The organism is Sulfitobacter sp. OXR-159, from assembly GCF_034377145.1.
In the GTDB taxonomy this organism is placed as follows: domain Bacteria; phylum Pseudomonadota; class Alphaproteobacteria; order Rhodobacterales; family Rhodobacteraceae; genus Sulfitobacter.
The window spans coordinates 326,341-346,671 of sequence record NZ_CP139707.1 but is presented as its reverse complement, the minus strand read 5'-3'; the positions used below and the strand labels follow the sequence as shown (position 1 = coordinate 346,671).

Genomic DNA, 20,331 nt, shown 5'->3' with positions numbered 1-20,331 from the left:
ACCAAGTTCTGTTTTAATGTAGACATTACGGGGGCATAGTGCCCAGTTATGTTATCAACGCTTGGGTCGGCAGGATGTTCGGGCCGCGGCAGGCGCGGCCCGAAATAGCGTTAGATGCCTACGTCGATGATCGCGCGGGCCAGAATTGGCACGCTGTTTTGGTTCAACCCTGCGATGTTCATACGGCTGTCACCAACCATGTAGATGCCATGCTTTTCGCGCAGCGCTTCGACCTTGTCCGGGGTGGTGCCTAGACGCGAGAACATGCCCCGGTGCTGGGCGAGAAAGCCAAAGCGGTCCGACCCGGACAGGCGCTGCAATTCACCGGCCAGTTGCTCGCGCAGGGCAAGCATGGCATTGCGGACATCCTCCAGCTCGGCCATCCAGTCGGCCTTGAGTTCGTCATCGGTCAGGATGGTCGACACGATCCGCGCGCCGTGGTCGGGCGGGAAGCTGTAGTTCTGGCGGTTGAGGAAGGCCAAGGTGGCTTGGTTCAGCCCTTGGGCCGCTTCGGAAGCCACTAGCATTAGGATGCCGGTCCGCTCGCGGTAGATGCCGAAGTTCTTGGAGCAGCTTGCCGCGATCAGGCACTCTGGCACCGAAGACGCCACTTTGCGGGTCGCGGCGGCATCGGCTTCCAGCCCGTCGCCAAAGCCCTGATAGGCGATGTCGATCATCGGCACAGCACCAGTGCTTTGCAGCACTTCGATTACCGCGTCCCATTCACTGCTGTTAAGGTTCGCGCCGGTTGGGTTGTGGCAGCAGCCATGCAGCAGCACCACATCGCCTTTTTTGGCGGTCTTGAGATCTTCGATCATGCCGTCGAAGTTCACGCCGCCGGTTTCGCTGTCGAAATAGCGGTAGTTCACCACTTCCATGCCCAGATAGGACAGGATGGACAGGTGGTTCGGCCATGTCGGGTCAGAGACGAAAACGCGCGCTTCGGGGTTGGCCATGCGCACCAGTTCAAACGCCTGACGCACCGCGCCGGTCCCGCCGGGGGTGGCGGCGGCGGCAATCGCACCGCGCGGCACGGCATCGCCCAGCACAAGCGCGGCCATTGCGTTGGTATAGGCCGGATCACCAGCCAAACCGGTGTAGACCTTGGTGTCTTGGTTTTCCCAGATGCGCTGCTCGGCGGCTTTGACGGCGCGCATCACCGGGGTGTTGCCGCTGGCGTCTTTGTAAACGCCGACGCCGAGGTCGATCTTCGTGTCACGCGGGTCTTCGCGGTAGGCCTGTACAAGGGCGAGGATCTTGTCAGCGGGTTGCGCCTTGAGCGTCTCGAACATGGGGTTCTCCGGTTGGAAGGTAACTAAAAAGGGTTAAGCCGCGCCGGTGGCGACGGGCACGGTGGGGAACATGCCCCACTCAGCCCATGAGCCATCATAGAGCGACCATTTGCGGTGACCCACCCGCTCCAGCGCCAGCGCCAGCACGGCGGCGGTGATGCCCGACCCGCAAGAGGTGATGACGGGTTTGGCAAGGTCCACGCCCGCCGCCTCGAAAATGGCGCGGGTCTGTTCGGGGGTCTTCATCGTTTTGTCGTCGTTGAGCAATTCGGTGAAGGGCACATTGCGTGCGCCGGGAATATGGCCTGCGCGCAGCCCTTCGCGTGGCTCTGGCGCATCGCCGCGGAAGCGGGCGGCGGCGCGGGCGTCCACGATCTGCGGATCGCCGAGTTTCGAGGCATGGGCGACCTGCGTCACATCGCGCACCAACTGGTTCTGAAAGCGCACGGTCATGTGGCGGTCGCGCGGCACGGGCGGCATATCTTCGGTTTCGCGCCCCTCGGCCTGCCATTTGGGCAGACCACCATCGAGCACGGCGACATTCTCCTGCCCCATCAGGCGGAACAGCCACCAGACACGCGCCGCCGACATCAGCCCAGCGCCGTCATAGACCACCACCTGATGCCCATCACCCACGCCCATCGCGCGCAGGCGCGACATGAATTTTTCGATCGGCGGCGCCATATGCGGCAGGTCCGACCGCGCGTCCGAGATGTCATCAATGTCAAAGAACCGCGCGCCGGGGATATGGGCGGCGTCATACTCAGCCTTCGGATCGCGCCCGGCGTCGGGCAGATACCACGAAGCATCAAGGATGCGCAGGTCCGGGTCTTTCAGGTGCTGAGCCAACCAGTCGGTTGAAACCAATGTCTTGGGATCGTCGGCCATCGGGGCCTCCTTCGTCGCGGGCGTTGCCCTTGACTATAACCGGTAGGGGATGCTGGCAAGTGGAAGGGGGTAGTGAGAGGTGTAAGGAGGGCCATCGCCTGCCCGTGGGGTGGCGATGCTACGGGCTGTTGGCACCACTTTATGTTTCAGCTTTGATGTGTGCCGTCCAGGAGGCGCCCGCCTCACCAAATCGCCAGCCCGGTCGCACCAAAGGTGCGCCTAGTATATTGTGGCACGCCTCTGGCGTGATGGGCGGGCGGGCGGGCGATGGCCCGGCGCCTGCGGCTTGATTCCGGGCCTGCCGCGCGTATCAGCCGTGATCCTTCAACAACCGCTGCTTCTGCCGCGACCAATCCCGCTTGGCCGCCGTCTCGCGCTTGTCATGCAGCTTCTTACCCTTGGCCACGCCGATCTTGATCTTCGCCATGCCGCGATGGTTAAAATACATCACCAGCGGCACCAGCGTCATGCCCTTGCGCTGCGTCGCGTTCCACAGGTCCGCCAATTGCTTGCGGCTCACCAACAACTTACGGCGGCGGCGTTCCTCATGCTGGAAGGTCTTAGCCTGCTTATAGGGCGCCACATAGGAATTCACCAACCACAGCTCGCCATCCTCCACGGCGGCGTAACTTTCGGCGATATTCGCCCCACCTTCGCGCAGAGATTTCACCTCGGACCCTTCAAGGATGATGCCGCATTCGATGTCTTCTTCGATAGCGTAATCAAACCGCGCGCGGCGGTTTTCGGCGATCACCTTGTAGTTCGGATCGGATTTGGAGCTGGATTTGACCTGTGACATGCCAAAGCATGTAGAGCGCCCCCCGCCCCGGTGCAAGATGCAGCCGCTCAGTCACCCAGTTTGGCGTGCACCTCATCAAGATCAATCTCACCCACGGGCAGCTTGTTCCCCGGATTGTCGAAGTCATATTTGAACAGATCGAAGTCGCGCTTGTAGATCTCGCGCATCAGATGCATCGACAGATCGTCAAAGTAATCCTCAATCGGATGCGCCCGTTTGGGCCCGTGGCCCTCGCTTTCGTTGAACCGGGGGATCGCCGCCAGATCAACCCGATGCGGCGTCTCTACCGCATCGAGCACCTGTTGCATGCCGTCGTTAAATTGCTCGGTCCAAAAGATATTATCGTAGGTGCCACCGTTGATGATGAAGGTGCTGACGTGCCCCGACACCGCAGACCAGTGAATGTCCGGGTCCATCGGCCGCCGCCAACGGATGGTATCACGCGCAAACAGCAAGAAGCGCCGGAAACTCGCGATCTGATCGAATTCCTGCTTGCCGTCATCGCCGCCCACATCGATCCCGTATTTCTGCACCAGCAACGGCACCAGATTGCCGCGATACCGCCGCCCATTGCGCTGGATGCCGCAAATCTTGTCAAAGAAGGACGATAGAACCCGCGTGTAAGGATTGCGCACGCAGGTAAAGGCATAGGACTTGCGCGCTGTCACATTATCGGTGATCGGCCCCTGTGATGCATCCAAGGCCCATTTGTGGATGCCTGCCTTGGCATCATGGATGTCCCCGTCAAAGAATTCGCCGTGATCGGAATAATACATGATCTGCCCGATGGTCGAACAGGCGCATTTGGGCACCACCCGGTACACCATGCTCTCGCTCTCCGTCATCCATGTTCCGGGAAAACCCATGCTCGCTCGCCTCCTGCTGCGCTGACTGTTTTGAGCAACAATCTGGCCTTGCAGCAAAAAAGCAAAGAAATCCTGTTTATTCAATCGGTCTTCACGATTAACTAGGTAAGTGACCCACGACAAAAGGCCGATGCAAGCGGGCCGCGACAAGGACATTCGGTATCCTGCATGGCGAAAATTGCCTACATCCTGCTGTGCCACAAGGATCCGGAGGCTGTTATCCGGCAGGCCGAGCGGCTGACCGCCGTGGGCGACTATATGGCGATCCACTTCGACGCTTCCGCCAGTGCCAAGGATTACGCCCAGATCACCGCCGCCCTTGGCGACAACCCCAGCGTCACCTTCCCGCGCAAACGCACCCGCTGCGGCTGGGGCGAATGGTCTTTGGTACAAGCCACGCTGGATACGCTCACCGCCGCGCTGCAAAGCTTCCCCCGAGCCACGCATTTCTACCTGATGTCCGGCGATTGCATGGCAATCAAATCCGCCGAATACGCACATCAGTTTCTTGATGAGAATGACTCGGATTTCATCGAAAGCGTGGATTATTTCGACAGCGATTGGATCAAGACCGGCTGGAAAGAAGAGCGGCTGATCTATCGCCACTGGTTCAACGAACGCACACAGCGCAAGCGGTTCTACGCGATGTTCGAGGCCCAGAAACGCCTTGGCCTCACCCGCAAAATCCCCGCCGACCTTCAGGTGCAAATCGGCAGCCAATGGTGGTGCCTGCGCCGCCGCACCATCGAGGCGGTGATGGCGTTCACCCACAAACGCCGCGACGTGATGCGCTTTTTCCGCAGCACATGGATCCCGGATGAGACGTTTTTCCAAACCCTCGTGCGCCATCTGGTCCCCGAGGCCGAAATTTCCAACCGCAGCCTGACCTTCCTGCTGTTCTCCGACTACGGCATGCCGGTCACATTCTACAACGATCACTACGATCTGCTGCTCGGTCAAAACCACCTCTTCGCGCGCAAAATCAGCCCCGAAGCGCTGGACCTCAAACGCCGCCTCGGCCTGCTCTATGCCGCCCAAGGCGTGAAATTTCAGATCAGCGACGAAGGCCGCAACCTATTCGACTTTCTCACCGCAAGGGGCCGCATCGGCCGCCGCTTCGCCCCCCGCTTTTGGGAGACCGAAGCCAGCCTTGGCCGCGAGCGTGAATTGCTGATCATCCTCGCCAAGAAATGGCATGTCGCCAAACGGCTCGTCGCTCGGATACGTCAGGAAACCGACCTTCCGGCGGTGGATTTCCTCTTCAACGAAGAAGACACCCCCCTGCCCGATCTCGGCGGCATTCAAACCTCGCTGGAAAAACGCACCCGCCACCGGCGCGCCTTGATGCGGATGCTCTATGACTACTACGACAGCAGGCGGCTGATCGTCTGCATTGATACATCCAACCTCGACCTGCTGCGCGATTTCGCCTCAGACCGCGCAGAGGTGCGCATGCTCGAAGTCGAATGCAAGCTGACAGATGCCTATCTCACCGGCCACGCCCTGCGCATCGGTCTGACCGGGGAACAGACCTCGCAGGAAAACCTCACGCGCCTACTGCCTACGATCCGGGGGAACATGCTGCATGAGGTCGACCAGATCCGTGACGCACAGTTTGAAAACTATACATGCCTATCTGAATACGCCGACACCGAAACGAACACGTCTGCCCTCGCGCGCTTTCTCAACGTGAGCGAGGACAAGGCCCGCGCAATCGCCCAGAGCGACAACCTCTTCGCGGATTAACGCAGACCCCCTACCCCATGGAACAGCACGCTTTGCCAAGCGTTGAACCACGAACGCCGTCACCCAATAGGGAACCGGCAAACCGCAACACATTTCATGAGGTTTCCCATGCCACATAAGTTCACCGCCCTCGCCGCATCGCTCCTGATCGCCCCCACTGCGCTCTTCGCCCAAGAAACCGCCCCAGAGGCCGAGCGCGTCAACATGTCCCAAGCCATCAAAGCCGCACAAGGCAGCATCGACGGCGGCGTGCTGGAAGCCGAGATCGAAACCGAAGGCGATGCGCTGGTCTATGAAATTGACCTTGTCCGCGGCGAGGCCGTCTACGAAGTCACGGTCAATGCCGCCACCGGCGAGGTGATCTCGCAATCCGAAGAACAGCTCACCAGCTTCCTCAGCGGCCTCTTCCAAGAAGATGAACTGCGCGCCGCTGGCACCTCCCGCGATGTGCTGATGAAAGCGCTGGCCGAACTTGAAGGCCAAGACGGCACAAGGATCGAGGAACTCTCGCTCGACGATGAAGATGACCGCATGGTCTATGAGGTCGAACTGACCGACGCGACAGGCGAACGCGAGGTGCTGATTGACGCCTCCACCGGCGAAATCACCCAAGACGATTAACCTCACCCCAAGGTGCGGCCGCCCCTACCGGCCGCACCCCCCCCATATCTTCATCCTTTTTCAAATACCGCTGCGCAACACCGGCCCCAAACACCCCATCCGCGATTGCCAAGCAGCCTATCCAGCCCCTCCCCCCGAGAGTAAATCCACCGGATCGATCCCGCGCTTTTCTGCGCTGGCCCGCACCGCGTCGCGCAGGGCCGCACTCCGTTCCAGCAGGCGGCGAAAGCGGTCTTCGTCCAGCACCAAAAGCGTGGTCGGTGCGATGGCACGGACATCCACCCGGCGCACACGGTTCGTCAGGATCGCCATCTGGCCGAACATCTCCCCCCGACCCAATCGCCAAGTCTGACCTGCACTTTCCAACTCGACCGCGCCCGAGGCGATGAAAAACACGCTGCGTGCAGGGCTTTCCTTGTGCAAAACCACATCGCCAATATCTACATAGCGGGTTTTGAGCACCCGGCTGAGCCGTTTGAGCGCGCCCTCACCCAGATCCGCAAACAGCGGAAACTGTTCGATAAAAGCGCCGCGCCGCACGGCAAGGTCAAGGCCCGGACGCCCCTCTGCCGCCGTGCGCCGCGTGGCCAATTCCTGCATCAGCGCGGTATAGACCTCGGCCCCGAACAGCCCGTCTTCGCGCATCAACGTGTATTCGCGTTCTTCCAGCCGCAGCGCTGTACGGCGGATGAAACGCCGCTCAAGTTCCTCGGCATAGCCCGGATACTGCAACCGCAGCCCCTCTAGCGCGGTTTCGATCCCTTCGATGCGGCGCGCCAGCAGATCGTGCAGCAATTCCGCCACCCGCCGCCCGTGAATCCGGCGAATACGCCCATCGATAAAGGTGCCCAGATCGCGCAGGATCAGCCGCTGCGACAGCAGCATTTCAAAGCGGTCCGCCGTCATCCGCGCCAAGGGCCCCGAAACGCCGTAACGCCCGTGCAGCACCGCCGCCGCGCGAAAGGTGCGCCCATAGGCCACGCTGCGCCGCGCCGCCCGCTGGTACCCGCTGCGGCCTTGGGTCCGCGCCCCTTCGATCAGCCGGTCCGCATCCGAGAGCACCAGATCAGCCATCCGGGCCGAGATCGTTCGCTCCCGAACCCGCGCGAGGATCGTGTCGCGCTCGTGCCCTGCCAGCGCGATGAGACCAAGCGCGATCCGGTCCCGGTCAAGGATATCGGTCGCCTCCTCCGCGGTCTTGACCGCCGTCTCAAGCCGTTCGCCAAAGCGCTTGGCTTCGGAGCGCACGATATCGCGGTTCAGATCGTAATTCTCGGTCGTTTGGGCCACGTCTTCGCGCACGGTCTGCAGGGCCACGGCGATCACCTGCCGCGACAGGGCGTGATCGATGGGCGACAGTTGATCCAGCCCCAGCCGCCCAATGATCCAGCGCAGCGTCGTACCTTGGGCCAGCAGGGTAAACAGGGTGAAACCCGTGGCCAAGATACCCACGATCCGCTGGATATCATCCGGCACCCGCACGCTTTCCGTCACCGCCAGCGCCAGCGCCAGCGTGACCGCCCCGCGCAAGCCCCCCCAGAGGATCGCCACCCGGTAGGGCCGCTCGACCGGGGGCGAAAGCTTGGCCGCGGTCAGCAGGGGCAGCAGCCCGAAAAGGATCACCGCGCGGGCGAAAATGGCGGCCACGACGACCACGGCAATGAGAAAGAAATCCTCCAGCCGGACTTCCTCCAGCAGACGCGGGATCAGCAGGGCAGCGAGGATAAAGATGAGCGCCCCCGCCCAATGGGCCAACACATCCCAAAGCTCACGCAGGTTGGTCAGCGCCTGCGGTGGCAACCGCCCCGGTGCCGTGAGGTTCAGCGTCAACCCCGCAGCCACCACGGCGATTACTCCCGAGGCGCCGACGCTTTGTTCGGCCACGATATAGGCCAGATAGGGCAGCGCGACCGAGATCGACTGCTGCGCCAGTTCATGCCGTGCGAACAGCGCCATGACCCAAACCGCGACCCGCGCGCCCAGCCAGCCCACCAGTGCCCCGCCCGCGATCAACATCGGAAATTGCGCAAGTGCGCTGCCCAGTTCCGGGTCGGGAATGCCCAGCATGACATAGCCCATGAACAGACCGAAAAGCGCGATGGCGGCGGCGTCGTTCAGCAGGCTCTCACCCTCAATGATCCGCGCCAACCGCCGCGGGGCCGAGATTGAGCGAAAGATCGAGACCACCGCCGAAGGGTCCGTGGTCGAAACGATCGCCCCGATCAGCAGACAGGCCGCCAGCGGAATAGCACTGACCCAAAACAGCGCGTAGCCAATGCTAACGGTCGCCACCACCACGGCCACCACGGCCAGCACGAGAATAGGCACCCAGTCATCCACCATGCGCCGCAGGTTCATCCCCAGCGTCGCCTGAAACAAAAGCGTCGGCAGGAAGACATAGAGGAAGACGTTAGACCGGATCGGCAGCCCCAGAATGGCCGCCGCCATTGGATTCAGCGCATCCGTCAGATCGGTGCGCAGGAAAAAGATCGCCGAGGCCCCGATGAGGATCCCCACGACCGCAAGGATCACGCTGAATGGCAGTTGCAACCGCGCGGCAAAGGGTTCCGCCAAGCCGATAACGACAAAGAGCGACGCAATGATCGTGGTGACGAGGATGATGTCCATATAGGATGGAATACCAGAATTTAGCTGAATGCGGGGCGCTACCTGCCCCGCTCAGCGTTTACAGTTCTTGGTGAGGTTACTTCCGCGCGCGTCGTTCGGCACGCCACCGGGCAAAGCGCCCTCGGCGCGCGGCGAAGTCATCCTCGATCGCCTCGATCCTTGGGTCCAACCGCGCGCGACGGAACCGCCGCCACCGCACCCAGATGGCATAGAACAGGGCCGCCACCAGGGTCAGCACAATGATGGTCACGAAAGGAATACCCTTGCTCGCCTCCGGCCCTTCGACAGGGCGGAGCGAAATGGCATTGGGGTAGATCGACAAAAGCTCACTGCGCCAACCGTAATGTTTCAGCGCATAATACTGCGGCGCGCCGGTGGTGCTGCGGGCATCCGCCGCCTCGGCCTGAAGGTTGGCAGTGTCGAATTTGAAATAGGGCGGCCAGCCCCAGCCGGTGTCTTCGTTGCGGTAAACCATGACATCGCCCTTGGCGCGGCGGGTCTGGATGAAAAAGACATCGCGGTTGACCGCTAGCCCGGCACTATCCGTCGCAGAGCCGGCCCAGAAGATCGAACTGTTGCCGAAGTCGATCCGCTTTTCATAGGTGTCCGTGACCCGAACGATATCAGTCTGCGGCAGAGTATAATGGAAGAACGCCGCCACCAGCACCCAGACGGTCACCCAGAACACCCATTTAACGATTCTCATCTTCGGCCCTTTCAATTGCGTCGCTTGGCCGAACAGGGGCCTTTGCCCCTCTGACATAGTGTTTCTGCGGCACTGCGGCAAATGCCTTACGTGCATTAACGCAGGGCATCTGCCGTAAAATGTGGGGCCTAGCTGCCCAATAGCGCTTTGGTCAGGTCGCTGTCCGGCTCGGCCAACGGGTCGATCACGTCGAAATGGTGCTTGCCTTCGGCCACGACCAGTTTCGCGCCCCAACTGCGGGCAAAATTCTCGGCCTGTTCAAGGAAGGCGGGCCGCTCCTGAGCGCCCACCCAAACGGTGACATCAACGCCGTGCGGCGGCGTCATGTTCATCGGGCTTTCCGCCTCGGCCTCGGCCTCGTCCAGTCGCAGGGTTTCGTTCATCTGGGTCTGAAGCAGCGGCGCAAGGTCAGCCACGGGCGAGATCGGCACGATCCGCGTGATCCGGTCGCGCACCTCGGCCCCGAGCAGCAGGGGGTCGGTCATCCGGGCCACCAGATGCCCGCCCGCCGAATGGCCCGACAGCACGATTGTGCCCTGTGTGCGGTTCGCCACTTCGGTCAGCGCAGCGGCGATCTGTGTGGAAATCTCCGAGATGCGCACATCGGGGCAAAGGTCATAAGACGGCATCGCCACGGCATAGCCCCGCGCCAGCGGACCGGCGGCCAGATGCGACCAATAGCTTTTGTCGAACGCCTTCCAATAGCCGCCATGCACGAAAACCACCGTGCCGCGCGACACGCCCTCGGGCTGGAAAAAATCGAACTTCTGACGGTCCGAAGGGCCATAGCGCACATTCAACTGCGCCCGCGCACCCAAGTTTGCGCGAAACGCCTCTGCCTCCTTCTTCCAGCGGGGCGGAAAGCTGTCGGCCCCGTCGATATAGGCAGCATTTGCATAGGCGTCATCTAGCATCATTTGGGTCTCCCACCCCGGATTTGATCAAACTGAACTGGACAATCATACTCGTTGTTGCTTTGGAGGCTATAGAGAATAGCGGAGAGATGACATGACTGATGCTAAGACGGATCTGAAATCACTGCTGAAAGACCCCAGCCTGCTTGAAACCCGCGCCTATATCGGCGGCCAATGGGTCGACGGTGAAGACGGCACCTTTGACGTGACCAATCCCGCGCGGGGCGATGTCATCGCACAGGTTGCTGACCTCAGCCGTGCACAGGTCGCGGGCGCGATTGCCCAAGCCGAAAAGGCGCAAAAAGACTGGGCCAGCTGGACCGGCAAGGAACGCGCCGCAGTGATGCGCAAATGGTTCGACCTGATGATGGAGAACCAAGACGATCTGGGCACCATCCTGACCGCCGAGCAGGGCAAACCGCTGGCCGAGGCCAAGGGCGAGATCGCCTATGGCGCGTCCTTCATCGAGTTCTTCGGCGAAGAAGCCAAGCGCGTCTACGGCGAGATGATCCCCGGCCACCAGCGCGACAAGCGCATCATGGTGATGAAGCAGCCCATCGGTGTTGCCGCCTCGATCACGCCGTGGAACTTCCCTAACGCGATGATCACCCGCAAGGCAGCCCCGGCGCTGGCGGCGGGCTGTTCCTTTGTGGCGCGTCCGGCGGCTGAGACACCGCTCTCGGCCATCGTCATGGGCGTGCTGGCGGAACGTGCGGGCATTCCCGCAGGCGTGTTCAACGTGCTGCCGTCCTCATCGTCGTCGGCTGTGGGCAAGGAGTTCTGCGAGAACCCCGCCGTGCGCAAGCTGACCTTCACCGGCTCCACCGAAGTTGGGCGCATCCTGCTGAAGCAGGCTGCCGATCAGGTGATGAAATGCTCCATGGAACTGGGCGGCAACGCGCCGTTCATCGTCTTTGACGACGCCGATCTTGATGCCGCCGTCGAAGGCGCGATCATGTGCAAGTTCCGCAACAATGGTCAGACCTGCGTCTGCGCCAACCGGATCTACGTGCAGGCCGGGGTCTATGACGCCTTCGCGGCCAAGCTGAAGGACCGTGTGAGCAAGATGAAGGTCGGCGATGGCCTTGAAGAGGGCACCGACCTTGGCCCGCTTATCAACCCCGAAGCCTCCGACAAGGTGCGCGAGCACATCAAGGATGCGGTCGACAACGGGGCCGAGGTCATTCTGGGCAATGCTAAGGACGACATGGGCGGCAACTTCTTCGGCCCGACCATCGTGACAGGCGTGACGCAGGACATGAAGGTTGCCAAGGAAGAGACATTCGGCCCCCTCGCGCCGCTGTTCAAATTCGACGATGTTGACGATGTCATCGCCATGGCGAACGACACGATCTTTGGCCTCGCGTCCTACTTCTATGCCAAGGATCTCAGCCGCGTCTACAAGGTGGCCGAGGCGCTGGAATACGGCATCGTCGGCGTGAACACCGGCATCATCTCGACCGAGCTTGCGCCCTTTGGTGGGGTCAAGCAATCTGGCCTTGGCCGCGAAGGCAGCCACCACGGGATCGAAGACTATCTTGAGATGAAATACGTCTGCCTGTCGGTCTAAAACTTAAAGACCAGCTGAAACGATTTAGGGCCGCCGGGATCGCCCCGCGCGGCCCTTTCTTCACGGTGCAAGTCGGGTGTGAGGTAACGGCCCCGACCCCCGGCACATAAAAAAGCCGACAGCACTTTCGTGCTGCCGACCTCCGGGCGGGGGAGAGAAACGCCCTGGGAGTGACCCGTCTTAGTTGGTCCGGGTCTGCGCCGCGCTGCCCGCATTCACTTGCTGGGTCAGGGCTGCGGCGAATTCTTCGCCTGTCATGCCGATGACAAGTTGGCCTTCGGCGTCAACATCTTGGTCGATCTGCACGACTGCGCGGTCGCTATCGGCAGCGAAATCATTGGCCAGATCGATGGAATAGCGCACAGAGCCATCGGCCTGTGGTTCCGCATTGGAAATCGTGCCAATGACAGTGTCGTCCGACGCGACGGCCACGGTGCTGCCATCCAGCGCGATATCGACATCCGTGTCGCTCTCGCCCGGCATGGTCTCAGCGACCCGGTCTTCGACGTTCAGATCGGTGTCGGCGGAAATGGCGCTATCGGCGCCCGCCGCGACACCAGCACCGGTCGCAGTGTCGGCCATATCGGCGCCTACACCGGCGTTTGCTTCGGCATTCACATCAGCGCCAACGCCGACATCGGCGGTCTGAGCCTGTGCAGCAATCGGGGCGGCCATAAGCGCCGTGACAGCCGTGGTCAGGGTCAGCTTGCGTAGGGAATTTGCATAGTTAGTCATGGTTCTTCCTTTCATTGCGCGTGCGGTACTCTGCACGCTGTTGCCCGAGCACGCCTGCCCGGTCCCCCACTCAACCCGACAGCTTTCGCATGGTTTCCCCCGCCCCGCTGCGCAGCAGAAAGCCGCCGTTTTCGCGCCCCACCTTCGGCAGATATTCTCCCACGAAGGGGCCCCCTCAAGCGCCGTTGCCAACAAAAAAAGGCCCGCTGGATAGCGGGCCTTCACAAAGCTCGGAATGGAACCGGGCTTAGTTCACGGACTTGGCGTCAACCACGTCCTTGTCGATCGCCTTCACCTCGGAAGAGATGGCGATCTGGCGCGGCTTCAGGGCCTCAGGCACCTGACGCTCAAGCTCGATATGCAGCATGCCATTGGCATGGGCCGCGCCGATCACCTGAACGTGGTCCGCCAAATGGAAGCGGCGCTCAAAGGCGCGGGTGGCGATGCCACGGTGCAGGTAGGACTTGGCCTCATCCTCATCAGCCTTGCGGGCCGAAACGATCAGCGCCTTCTCACGGACTTCGACGCTCAGGTCGCTGTCGGAGAAACCAGCCACGGCGATCGAGATGCGGTAGGCATCGTTGTCGAGCTTTTCGATATTGTAGGGGGGATAGCTGGGGGTGGCCCCATCGTTTGTCAGAACCCGGTCCATCATATTGGCGATCTGGTCAAAACCAACGCTGGAGCGGTAAAGGGGTGCGAAATCAAAGCTACGCATGTGTTCATCCTCATCAGTGAGCGATTGACATATCGGGCCTTCCACCATTGGACAGACCCGGTTTTTTCAAGCGCCGAAGCCCTATAGAGGCACCTCGGCAAAGCTCATGTGGGAAGGGTTTTGCGCGCTTTCAAGACTTGGGGTCGCAGATTTAGGGTCGGATAAATTTCGCCCCGGTCTCGCGCTCTTCGCCGACCCGGATGCGCTTGCCAGCGGGGTTGGAATCCAGAAACACACCTTTGCCCGCCACCAGCTCCGCTTGCAGCAACGCCAAGGGCGCCCCCAGAGCGGTGCCGAGCGAGACCTGCGCGCCTTCGACCTCGGCCTTGGCCGAGACGACTGAAACGATATGCGCCTCGCCCGCGACAATGCTAAAGATCGGCGCGCCGCTGGAGCCGAAATCGACTGAACAGGAGGTGACAAGAACCCCTTCTTGCTGCGCCAAAACCTTACAAACCTCTTGCAGGGATGGCGCCTCAGCCCGGTCGCGGGCATAGCTGACCACGCCCACGCTGTCGCCGGGACGGGGGCGCGCGGCGGTGCCAAAGGGCCGGATCGTCGTGTTGCGGATGGGGCGGGAGAGTTCCAAGAGCGCCAGATCGTTGCGCACCCGGCCCGAGGATACCTCTCCGTCATAAACGTAGTCGGGGTGCACCACGGCGCGGCGGATATCGCGGTAGGCCCCGGCGCGGCCATTGCGCCAACCGGCGAGGAACTGCACTTCGCCATGGTCGATCCGGGCCTTGGTTTCGCGGTCAAACAGGCAATGCGCGGCGGTCAGCACCAGACGCGGAGCGATCAACGTGCCGGTGCAAAACCCGGTGCCGCCGATGTCGAGACGGCCCACGGCCTCCCAAGCAGCGGCGTCCACACCGTTGTCGAGCGCCTTGAGCGCACTGTCTTGGGCCAGCGCCGCCGTGGCGAAGGTAAATACGCCGAGAATAGCCGCCAACAATTGTCGCAAAATGCACCTCAAAACCATGTTCACCTTGGCGGATATAGGGGAGTTGCGGCGAAAGTACGGCGCAGGCTTAACGCAAACGCGGCACCTGCGCGGGCGCATCGGGGTCACAGTCAAGCGCGGGCGGTCTCGGCCCGCCACAGGCCCAATCCAGCAGTTCGACACTATGCACCACAGGCACCCCGGTGCCCGACCCGATCTGCATCATACACCCGATATTGCCCGCTGCGATGACATCCGGCGATTTCGCCTCTAGCGTCTTGATCTTGCGCTCTTTCAGCTTGGCCGAAATCTCTGGCTGCATGAGGTTATACGTCCCTGCCGAGCCACAGCAGAGGTGGCTATCGGCAGGCTCTACCACCGTGAAGCCGGCCTGTTTCAGCAGCGTTTTCGGCGTGGTCTTGATCTGCTGCCCATGCTGCAGAGAACAAGCCGCGTGATAGGCGACGACCATGCCCGGCTCTGCCGGTTCGACAAAGGGCAGGTCCAACTCCGCGAGCAGCTCCGTCACATCCTTTGCCAAGGCCGAGACCCGCGCGGCATCCTCTGCCAGTGGGTCATTGCGGAACATATGGCCGTAATCCTTGACCGCGGTGCCGCAGCCCGAGGTGTTGATCACGATGGCATCCAGCCCCCCGCCATCCATCTCAGCACACCACGCGCGGATATTACGCGCCGCATGGGCGTGGCTTTCATCGGTCTTGCCCATGTGATGGGTCAGCGCGCCGCAACAGCCCGCGCCTTCGGCCACCACCACCTCGCAACCCGCACGGGTCAGCAACCGGATCGTGGCGTCATTGATATCGGTGTTCAGCGCCTTTTGGGCGCAGCCGGTCATCAGGGCCACCCGCCGCAGCGGTTTGCCCTGAGCCTGGAAGCTTTGCGGATCGTCATTGCGGCTGACCGGAGGGATCGTTTTTGGTGCCATTTCAAGCATGGCGCGCAGCCGGGCGTCGGGCATCAGCCGCGCGAAGGGCCGCCCGATCTTGGCCCCTAAAAGCGCCACTCGAAAGCGTGTCGGATAGGGCAGGATCCGCGCCAGCATCCAGCGCAGCGCGCGTTCGCCTAGGGGCCGCTTGTACCGCTCTTCGATGTAGCTGCGCGCGTGGTCGACCAGATGCATGTAATGCACGCCCGAGGGGCAGGTCGTCATACAGGCAAGGCAAGAGAGGCAGCGGTCGATGTGCAGCACCGTCTTTGGGTCCGGGTCGCGGTCATTCTCCAGCATGTCCTTAATCAGGTAGATACGTCCGCGCGGGCTGTCCAACTCATCGCCCAAGACCTGATAGGTCGGGCAAGTCGCCGTGCAAAAACCGCAGTGCACACAGGCGCGCAGAATGTCGTTGCTGCGCTGCGTGTCAGGATCCTGCAATTGCTCGGGGGTAAAGGTGGTTTGCATGGATGCTCCGTTACTATGTGCTGCGCATCAGATTGGCGAGGACAAGGCCGAACCAAGGAACCGTCGTGCCTACGGCCCCCAAAACCCCGCTCCACCGGCGCATGGCGGGGCGCGGATCGGCGCGGCGCAGTGCTTGGACCACCAGCGCGATCACCCCGATCCAAGCGGCCCAGAGGGTGAGGGCGATGACCCCCAGCAACCACGGGCTGTCGCTCCAATAGCGCAGCAGTCCATAGCGCAGGCCGGTGGCGAATAAAAAGGCGGCCAAGACCATCGCCCCCAAGGTGCGGACGGCCCGCAGGGAAGGCGGCACGGCGATCAACGCCTTGAACAGAAACGGGCCGATCAGAAAAACGATGAGAAAGACCAGCACCAATGTCATGGGGTCAGCGCCAAGGCTTCGGCGTTGAAGATGCCTCGCGGGTCGAACTTGGCCCTCAGCCCCGCCGTCAACCGCGCCACGCCCGGCGCTTCGGGTTCCTGCCGGGGCAGCAGAGTCTGCGCCGCGCTTTCGGCCCGCAATAGGGTCGCGTGACCGTCATACCGCCCCAACCGCGCGCGCAGGTCGGTGCCGGGCGCCATGCGCAGCCAGATCAGCCCCCCGGCCCAGTCATAAAGATGTGCCTCGGCCCCGGCTTTTGCCGCCAGCGCGGGGGCCTCGGTCGGGCGGCAGTGCACCCGCCAGACATCCCCCGCCGCCCCATGAAAGGCCGCAACATCGCGCAAATCGCGCCAGAGGGTCGCGGAGGGCTCTGCGTCCAGCACCTCAAGCTCGGCCCCCGTTGCGGCCAGCAAATCCTTCAGCCGCCCCGTCCGGTAGGAGACCGAGGTCTCAAACCCCTCCAACCGCAGAAATGACAGCCCCTGCGCCTGATCATGTGCCGCGCCGGCAACTTCAAAGGGGCTGCGCATGGCCAGCGCCATGGCGGCGATGGCAGCGGCGTCGTCCAGCCCCGAAAGCACGAGCGTTGCGCTGGTTTCCGGGGTGGGCAGCACCTTTAGCGACACCTCGGTCACGGCCCCCAAGGTTCCGCGCGACCCGGCCATCAACTTGACCAGATCATAGCCGGTGACGTTCTTCATCACCCGGCCCCCGTTTTTGATAACGTTCCCCTGCCCATCGACAAAGCGCACGCCCAGAAGGAAATCCCGCGCCGCGCCGATGGCAAGCCGCCGCGGGCCGCTAACGTTCGCCGCAAAAACCCCGCCGATGGTCGGCGTGCCACTGCAGCCCATAAGCGCGCGGTGGTCCATCGGTTCAAAGGCCAGCCGCTGCCCTTCGGCGGCCAATGTCGTCTCAATCTCGGAGACTGGCGTCCCCGCCTGCGCCACCAGCGTCAGCGCGCCCGGCTCATAGAGGCTGATGCCCCGCAATCCGGCAAGCGACAGGTCCGCCCCCGGCCCAGCCATGCCGCGCGTATTGCCACCCCGCAGGGACAAGGGCGCCTGCGCGGATCGGATCGCCTCGACCACTTCTGCTTCAGTCGTTATCGTCACGCGGCCACCGATGCGCCGCTGCCGCGCCGCCCTTCCGTGACATCCAAAGGAAAGACCTTGGCCGGGTTCAACAGCCACGTCGGATCAAACACGTCTTTCACCGCCAACTGCGCCTCAAGATCCGCCGGGGCATATTGCACATGCATCAGATCGCGCTTTTCGATGCCCACGCCATGCTCCCCGGTCAGACAGCCGCCCGCCTCGACACAAAGCCGCAGGATATCCGCGCCGAAGGCTTCGCATTTTTCCAGATCGCCGGGTTTGTTGGCGTCAAACAGGATCAGCGGGTGCATATTGCCGTCGCCTGCGTGAAAGACGTTGCCGACTTTAAGGCCATAGCTGTCCGACATCTCGCCAATGCGCCGTAGCACCATCGGCAGCTCGTTCACCGGGATCGTGCCATCCAGACACATGTAGTCGTTGATCTGCCCCATCGCACCGAAGGCCGATTTGCGCCCCAGCCAGATCGCCGCGCTTTCTTCGGCGCTGGTGCTTTCGCGCAGTTCCACCGGGTTGTGGCGGCGGGCGATCTCGGTGATCAGGGCAAGCTGGTGATCGATCTCGGCGTCGGAGCCTTCGACCTCGACGATCAGCAGCGCCTCGCACATCGGGTAGCCTGCATGGGCGAAAGCCTCCGTCGCCTCGATACAGGGGCGGTCCATGAATTCGATCGCCACCGGCAGCACCCCGGCCTTGATGATGTCGCTGACACAGGCCCCCGCCACGGCGTTATCGTCAAAGCCCATCAGCACGGGCCGCGCGCCTTCGGGTTTGGGCAGAATCCGCAGCGTTGCCTCTGTCACCACGCCCAGCTGACCTTCGGAGCCGCAGACCAGCCCCAGAAGGTCCAGCCCGCCTGCATCCATATAGCCCCCACCGATTTCAACCACGTCGCCATCCATCATCACCATCGTGACGCCCAGCAGGTTGTTCGTGGTGACCCCGTATTTCAGACAATGCGCCCCGCCTGAATTCATCGCGATATTGCCCGCGATGGCGCAGGCCAACTGGCTGGAAGGGTCTGGCGCGTAGAAGAAGCCATCCTCCTCTACCGCGCCGGTCACGCTGAGATTGGTGCGCCCGGTCTGCACCCGCATGAGCCGGTTGTCATAGTCGACCTCAAGCACCTCGGCCATGCGGGCCACCCCCAGCACAACACTATCGGCTGTGGGCAGCGCCCCACCGGCGAGCGAGGTGCCCGATCCGCGCGGCACGACAGGCACGCCCTCCTCATGACATATCCGCAGCACGGTGGAAACTTCTTGAGTGCTGGCCGGAAGGGTCACGGCCAAAGGGGGGCATTTATAGGCTGTGAGCGCGTCGCATTCATAGGCGCGGGTCTCATGCTCATCGTCGATGACGGCATTGCGGGGCAGCGCCGCACGCAGCCGCGCCACGACTCGCGCTTTGCGCGCAATGATCCCGGAATCGGGTGTTGGCATCTGCATCGCGGTCCCTCCTCTTGCCCCGCAGCATAAAGACTATGCCGCCGGTTTGACCAGACTGCCGCGCGCTTGGTGCAATTGCACCACTAATTTGCAGCCTCACGGTGAATTGCGCGGCGCCGCGCTGTGCTTACCTTGGAACCCTTCCGAAATGCGCTATATTCAGTTTGTTGTTTTATTGGTGCCACATGTTCAAACGCAGCCTCATTCTCTCCCTATTGGCATTTGCCATGCCGGCCTTGGCCGATCCGCCCGACATTTTGAATGTCACGGTCGATCGACAGGGGGATCTGTGGAAATTTGACGTTACCATCCGCCACAACGACAGCGGTTGGGATCACTATGCCGATGCTTGGCGCATTCTGGACCCCGAGGGGGAGCCTTTGGGCACGCGCAATCTGGCGCATCCGCACACCAAAGAGCAGCCCTTCACCCGTTCGCTGTCGGGCGTGCGCATCCCCGATGGGATGACTGAGGTCAGCATTCAGGCGCGCGACAGTGTGAGTGGCTGGTCGCCGGAATTGGTGACGATCCCGCTGCCCTGACCCCGCCCCTTGATCCCTAAGCCTCAGACCCGGTGATAAGGCCCGCCCGATAGTATCGCGGCGGCGCGGTATAGCTGTTCGACCAGCATGACCCGCACCAGCATATGCGGCCAGACCATCTTGCCAAAGGACAGCGCGTGATCCGCCTGCGCCCGCAGACTGGGATCAATGCCATCCGCCCCGCCGATGACAAAGGCCAAATCGCCCCGCCCGGCATCACGCCAAGTGCCAAGCCGTTCAGCAAAAGCAGGGGAGGTTTCGACTTTGCCGCGCTCATCCAACACGCAAATCACCGCACCTTGCGGAATCGCGCGTTGCAACAGGACGGCCTCGGCAGCCATGCCGCCGCCCTTTTTGTCTTCCACCTCAACCACACGCGCAGGACCAAGGCCCAGACCGCGCCCGGTCCGGTCGAACCGGGTGAGATAATCATCGACAAGAGTTTTTTCGGGACCGGCGCGAAGCCGGCCCATGGCGCAGAGATGTACCCGCATGGCTTAGTCCCGCAAAAGCAGGATCAGTGCGGCATGACCGCAGCTGCGTCTTCGCCGCCCAGCCACATCTTTTCGAGCTGGTAGAACTCACGCACTTCGGGGCGGAAGACATGCACTACAACGTCGCCTGTGTCGATCAAGACCCAGTCGCCGGTTTCGCGGCCTTCCATCTTGGACGTACGTCCGGTGGCGTCTTTGACGGCCTGTGCCAGCTTTTCCGAGATCGCCGAAACCTGCCGCGTGGAGCGGCCCGAGCAGATCACCATATAGTCGCCGATGGCCGTCTTGCCGCGCAGATCGATCTGCACGATGTCTTCGGCCTTGTCGTCATTCAGCGAGGAAAGGATAAGCGCCAGCAGGTCGTCGCTGGTTGCGATTTGCGAGGCGGCAGTCATTGCGGCCCCATGGTCAGCAGCCTGCGCTGCGTCAACGTTAAGAGACAGGACATTGTCCTCCTTCGTAATGCACCGCCAATGCTGAACGCTTGCCCCGGTGCCGAGCCCCCCT

General features: G+C 62.2%; 20 protein-coding genes. 4 read left to right on the top strand and 16 right to left on the bottom strand.

Annotated elements, in window-relative coordinates; genetic code table 11:
• Positions 1 to 110 precede the first annotated feature (110 nt).
• From T8A63_RS01645 to T8A63_RS01630, 4 genes are all read right to left on the bottom strand, one after another.
• On the bottom strand, positions 111 to 1,292 hold the full coding sequence (locus T8A63_RS01645; protein WP_322344803.1) for an amino acid aminotransferase: 1,182 nt from the start codon (positions 1,290 to 1,292) through the stop codon (positions 111 to 113).
• Positions 1,293 to 1,325: 33 nt separating this feature from the next.
• The gene (gene sseA / locus T8A63_RS01640; protein WP_067622460.1) at positions 1,326 to 2,180 is read right to left on the bottom strand and encodes a 3-mercaptopyruvate sulfurtransferase; all 855 of its coding nucleotides are present in this window, start codon (positions 2,178 to 2,180) and stop codon (positions 1,326 to 1,328) included.
• Between the two features lie 310 nt (positions 2,181 to 2,490).
• Positions 2,491 to 2,979 (bottom strand): SsrA-binding protein SmpB, encoded by a 489-nt coding sequence (smpB, locus tag T8A63_RS01635; protein ID WP_067266812.1) that lies wholly within the window; start codon positions 2,977 to 2,979, stop codon positions 2,491 to 2,493.
• A 47-nt stretch (positions 2,980 to 3,026) separates the two neighbouring features.
• On the bottom strand, positions 3,027 to 3,845 hold the full coding sequence (locus tag T8A63_RS01630) for a sulfotransferase family protein (protein ID WP_322344802.1): 819 nt from the start codon (positions 3,843 to 3,845) through the stop codon (positions 3,027 to 3,029).
• A gap of 168 nt (positions 3,846 to 4,013) precedes the next feature.
• On the opposite strand from T8A63_RS01630, the gene T8A63_RS01625 reads away from it, so the two are divergent.
• Both T8A63_RS01625 and T8A63_RS01620 read left to right on the top strand, forming a co-directional pair.
• Positions 4,014 to 5,591: a DUF5928 domain-containing protein gene (locus T8A63_RS01625; protein ID WP_322344801.1), complete on the top strand. Its 1,578-nt coding sequence runs from the start codon at positions 4,014 to 4,016 to the stop codon at positions 5,589 to 5,591.
• A gap of 108 nt (positions 5,592 to 5,699) precedes the next feature.
• Positions 5,700 to 6,212 carry a PepSY domain-containing protein gene (locus T8A63_RS01620; protein WP_322344800.1) on the top strand — a complete coding sequence of 171 codons (513 nt, stop codon included), beginning with the start codon at positions 5,700 to 5,702 and terminating at the stop codon, positions 6,210 to 6,212.
• A 117-nt stretch (positions 6,213 to 6,329) separates the two neighbouring features.
• Here the strand turns inward: T8A63_RS01620 and T8A63_RS01615 are convergent, their stop codons facing one another.
• The 3 genes from T8A63_RS01615 to T8A63_RS01605 all read right to left on the bottom strand — a co-directional run bounded on the left by T8A63_RS01615 (position 6,330) and on the right by T8A63_RS01605 (position 10,463).
• A complete protein-coding gene (locus T8A63_RS01615; RefSeq protein WP_322344799.1) occupies positions 6,330 to 8,840 on the bottom strand; it encodes a cation:proton antiporter in 2,511 nt (836 codons plus the stop codon).
• A 76-nt stretch (positions 8,841 to 8,916) separates the two neighbouring features.
• The gene (locus T8A63_RS01610) at positions 8,917 to 9,546 is read right to left on the bottom strand and encodes a DUF1523 family protein (protein ID WP_067940976.1); all 630 of its coding nucleotides are present in this window, start codon (positions 9,544 to 9,546) and stop codon (positions 8,917 to 8,919) included.
• A gap of 128 nt (positions 9,547 to 9,674) precedes the next feature.
• Positions 9,675 to 10,463 (bottom strand): alpha/beta hydrolase, encoded by a 789-nt coding sequence (locus T8A63_RS01605; RefSeq protein WP_322344798.1) that lies wholly within the window; start codon positions 10,461 to 10,463, stop codon positions 9,675 to 9,677.
• 91 nt (positions 10,464 to 10,554) lie between these two features.
• On the opposite strand from T8A63_RS01605, the gene T8A63_RS01600 reads away from it, so the two are divergent.
• Positions 10,555 to 12,030, top strand: a complete 1,476-nt coding sequence (locus T8A63_RS01600) for an NAD-dependent succinate-semialdehyde dehydrogenase (protein ID WP_322344797.1) — start codon at positions 10,555 to 10,557, stop codon at positions 12,028 to 12,030.
• A 180-nt stretch (positions 12,031 to 12,210) separates the two neighbouring features.
• Here the strand turns inward: T8A63_RS01600 and T8A63_RS01595 are convergent, their stop codons facing one another.
• The 7 genes from T8A63_RS01595 to T8A63_RS01565 form a co-directional block, all read right to left on the bottom strand.
• Positions 12,211 to 12,765, bottom strand: a complete 555-nt coding sequence (locus tag T8A63_RS01595) for a hypothetical protein (protein WP_322344796.1) — start codon at positions 12,763 to 12,765, stop codon at positions 12,211 to 12,213.
• A gap of 247 nt (positions 12,766 to 13,012) precedes the next feature.
• Positions 13,013 to 13,483 (bottom strand): Hsp20 family protein, encoded by a 471-nt coding sequence (locus T8A63_RS01590; protein ID WP_067940998.1) that lies wholly within the window; start codon positions 13,481 to 13,483, stop codon positions 13,013 to 13,015.
• Positions 13,484 to 13,634: 151 nt separating this feature from the next.
• Positions 13,635 to 14,465 (bottom strand): trypsin-like serine peptidase, encoded by an 831-nt coding sequence (locus tag T8A63_RS01585; protein WP_416153227.1) that lies wholly within the window; start codon positions 14,463 to 14,465, stop codon positions 13,635 to 13,637.
• Positions 14,466 to 14,514: 49 nt separating this feature from the next.
• Positions 14,515 to 15,843, bottom strand: a complete 1,329-nt coding sequence (glcF, locus tag T8A63_RS01580; RefSeq protein ID WP_322344795.1) for a glycolate oxidase subunit GlcF — start codon at positions 15,841 to 15,843, stop codon at positions 14,515 to 14,517.
• A gap of 13 nt (positions 15,844 to 15,856) precedes the next feature.
• Positions 15,857 to 16,225 (bottom strand): hypothetical protein, encoded by a 369-nt coding sequence (locus tag T8A63_RS01575; RefSeq protein WP_067631124.1) that lies wholly within the window; start codon positions 16,223 to 16,225, stop codon positions 15,857 to 15,859.
• Positions 16,222 to 17,340, bottom strand: a complete 1,119-nt coding sequence (locus tag T8A63_RS01570) for an FAD-binding protein (RefSeq protein WP_067631122.1) — start codon at positions 17,338 to 17,340, stop codon at positions 16,222 to 16,224. Before T8A63_RS01570 ends, T8A63_RS01575 begins: the two co-directional genes overlap by 4 nt.
• Positions 17,337 to 18,788 (bottom strand): FAD-linked oxidase C-terminal domain-containing protein, encoded by a 1,452-nt coding sequence (locus tag T8A63_RS01565; RefSeq protein ID WP_067631120.1) that lies wholly within the window; start codon positions 18,786 to 18,788, stop codon positions 17,337 to 17,339. Before T8A63_RS01565 ends, T8A63_RS01570 begins: the two co-directional genes overlap by 4 nt.
• Before the next feature lie 185 nt (positions 18,789 to 18,973).
• On the opposite strand from T8A63_RS01565, the gene T8A63_RS01560 reads away from it, so the two are divergent.
• On the top strand, positions 18,974 to 19,330 hold the full coding sequence (locus T8A63_RS01560) for a hypothetical protein (RefSeq protein WP_067631118.1): 357 nt from the start codon (positions 18,974 to 18,976) through the stop codon (positions 19,328 to 19,330).
• 23 nt (positions 19,331 to 19,353) lie between these two features.
• Here the strand turns inward: T8A63_RS01560 and rlmH are convergent, their stop codons facing one another.
• Both rlmH and rsfS read right to left on the bottom strand, forming a co-directional pair.
• Positions 19,354 to 19,824, bottom strand: a complete 471-nt coding sequence (gene rlmH, locus T8A63_RS01555; protein ID WP_322344794.1) for a 23S rRNA (pseudouridine(1915)-N(3))-methyltransferase RlmH — start codon at positions 19,822 to 19,824, stop codon at positions 19,354 to 19,356.
• Positions 19,825 to 19,847: 23 nt separating this feature from the next.
• A complete protein-coding gene (rsfS, locus tag T8A63_RS01550; protein ID WP_067631153.1) occupies positions 19,848 to 20,219 on the bottom strand; it encodes a ribosome silencing factor in 372 nt (123 codons plus the stop codon).
• Positions 20,220 to 20,331: the final 112 nt, after the last annotated feature.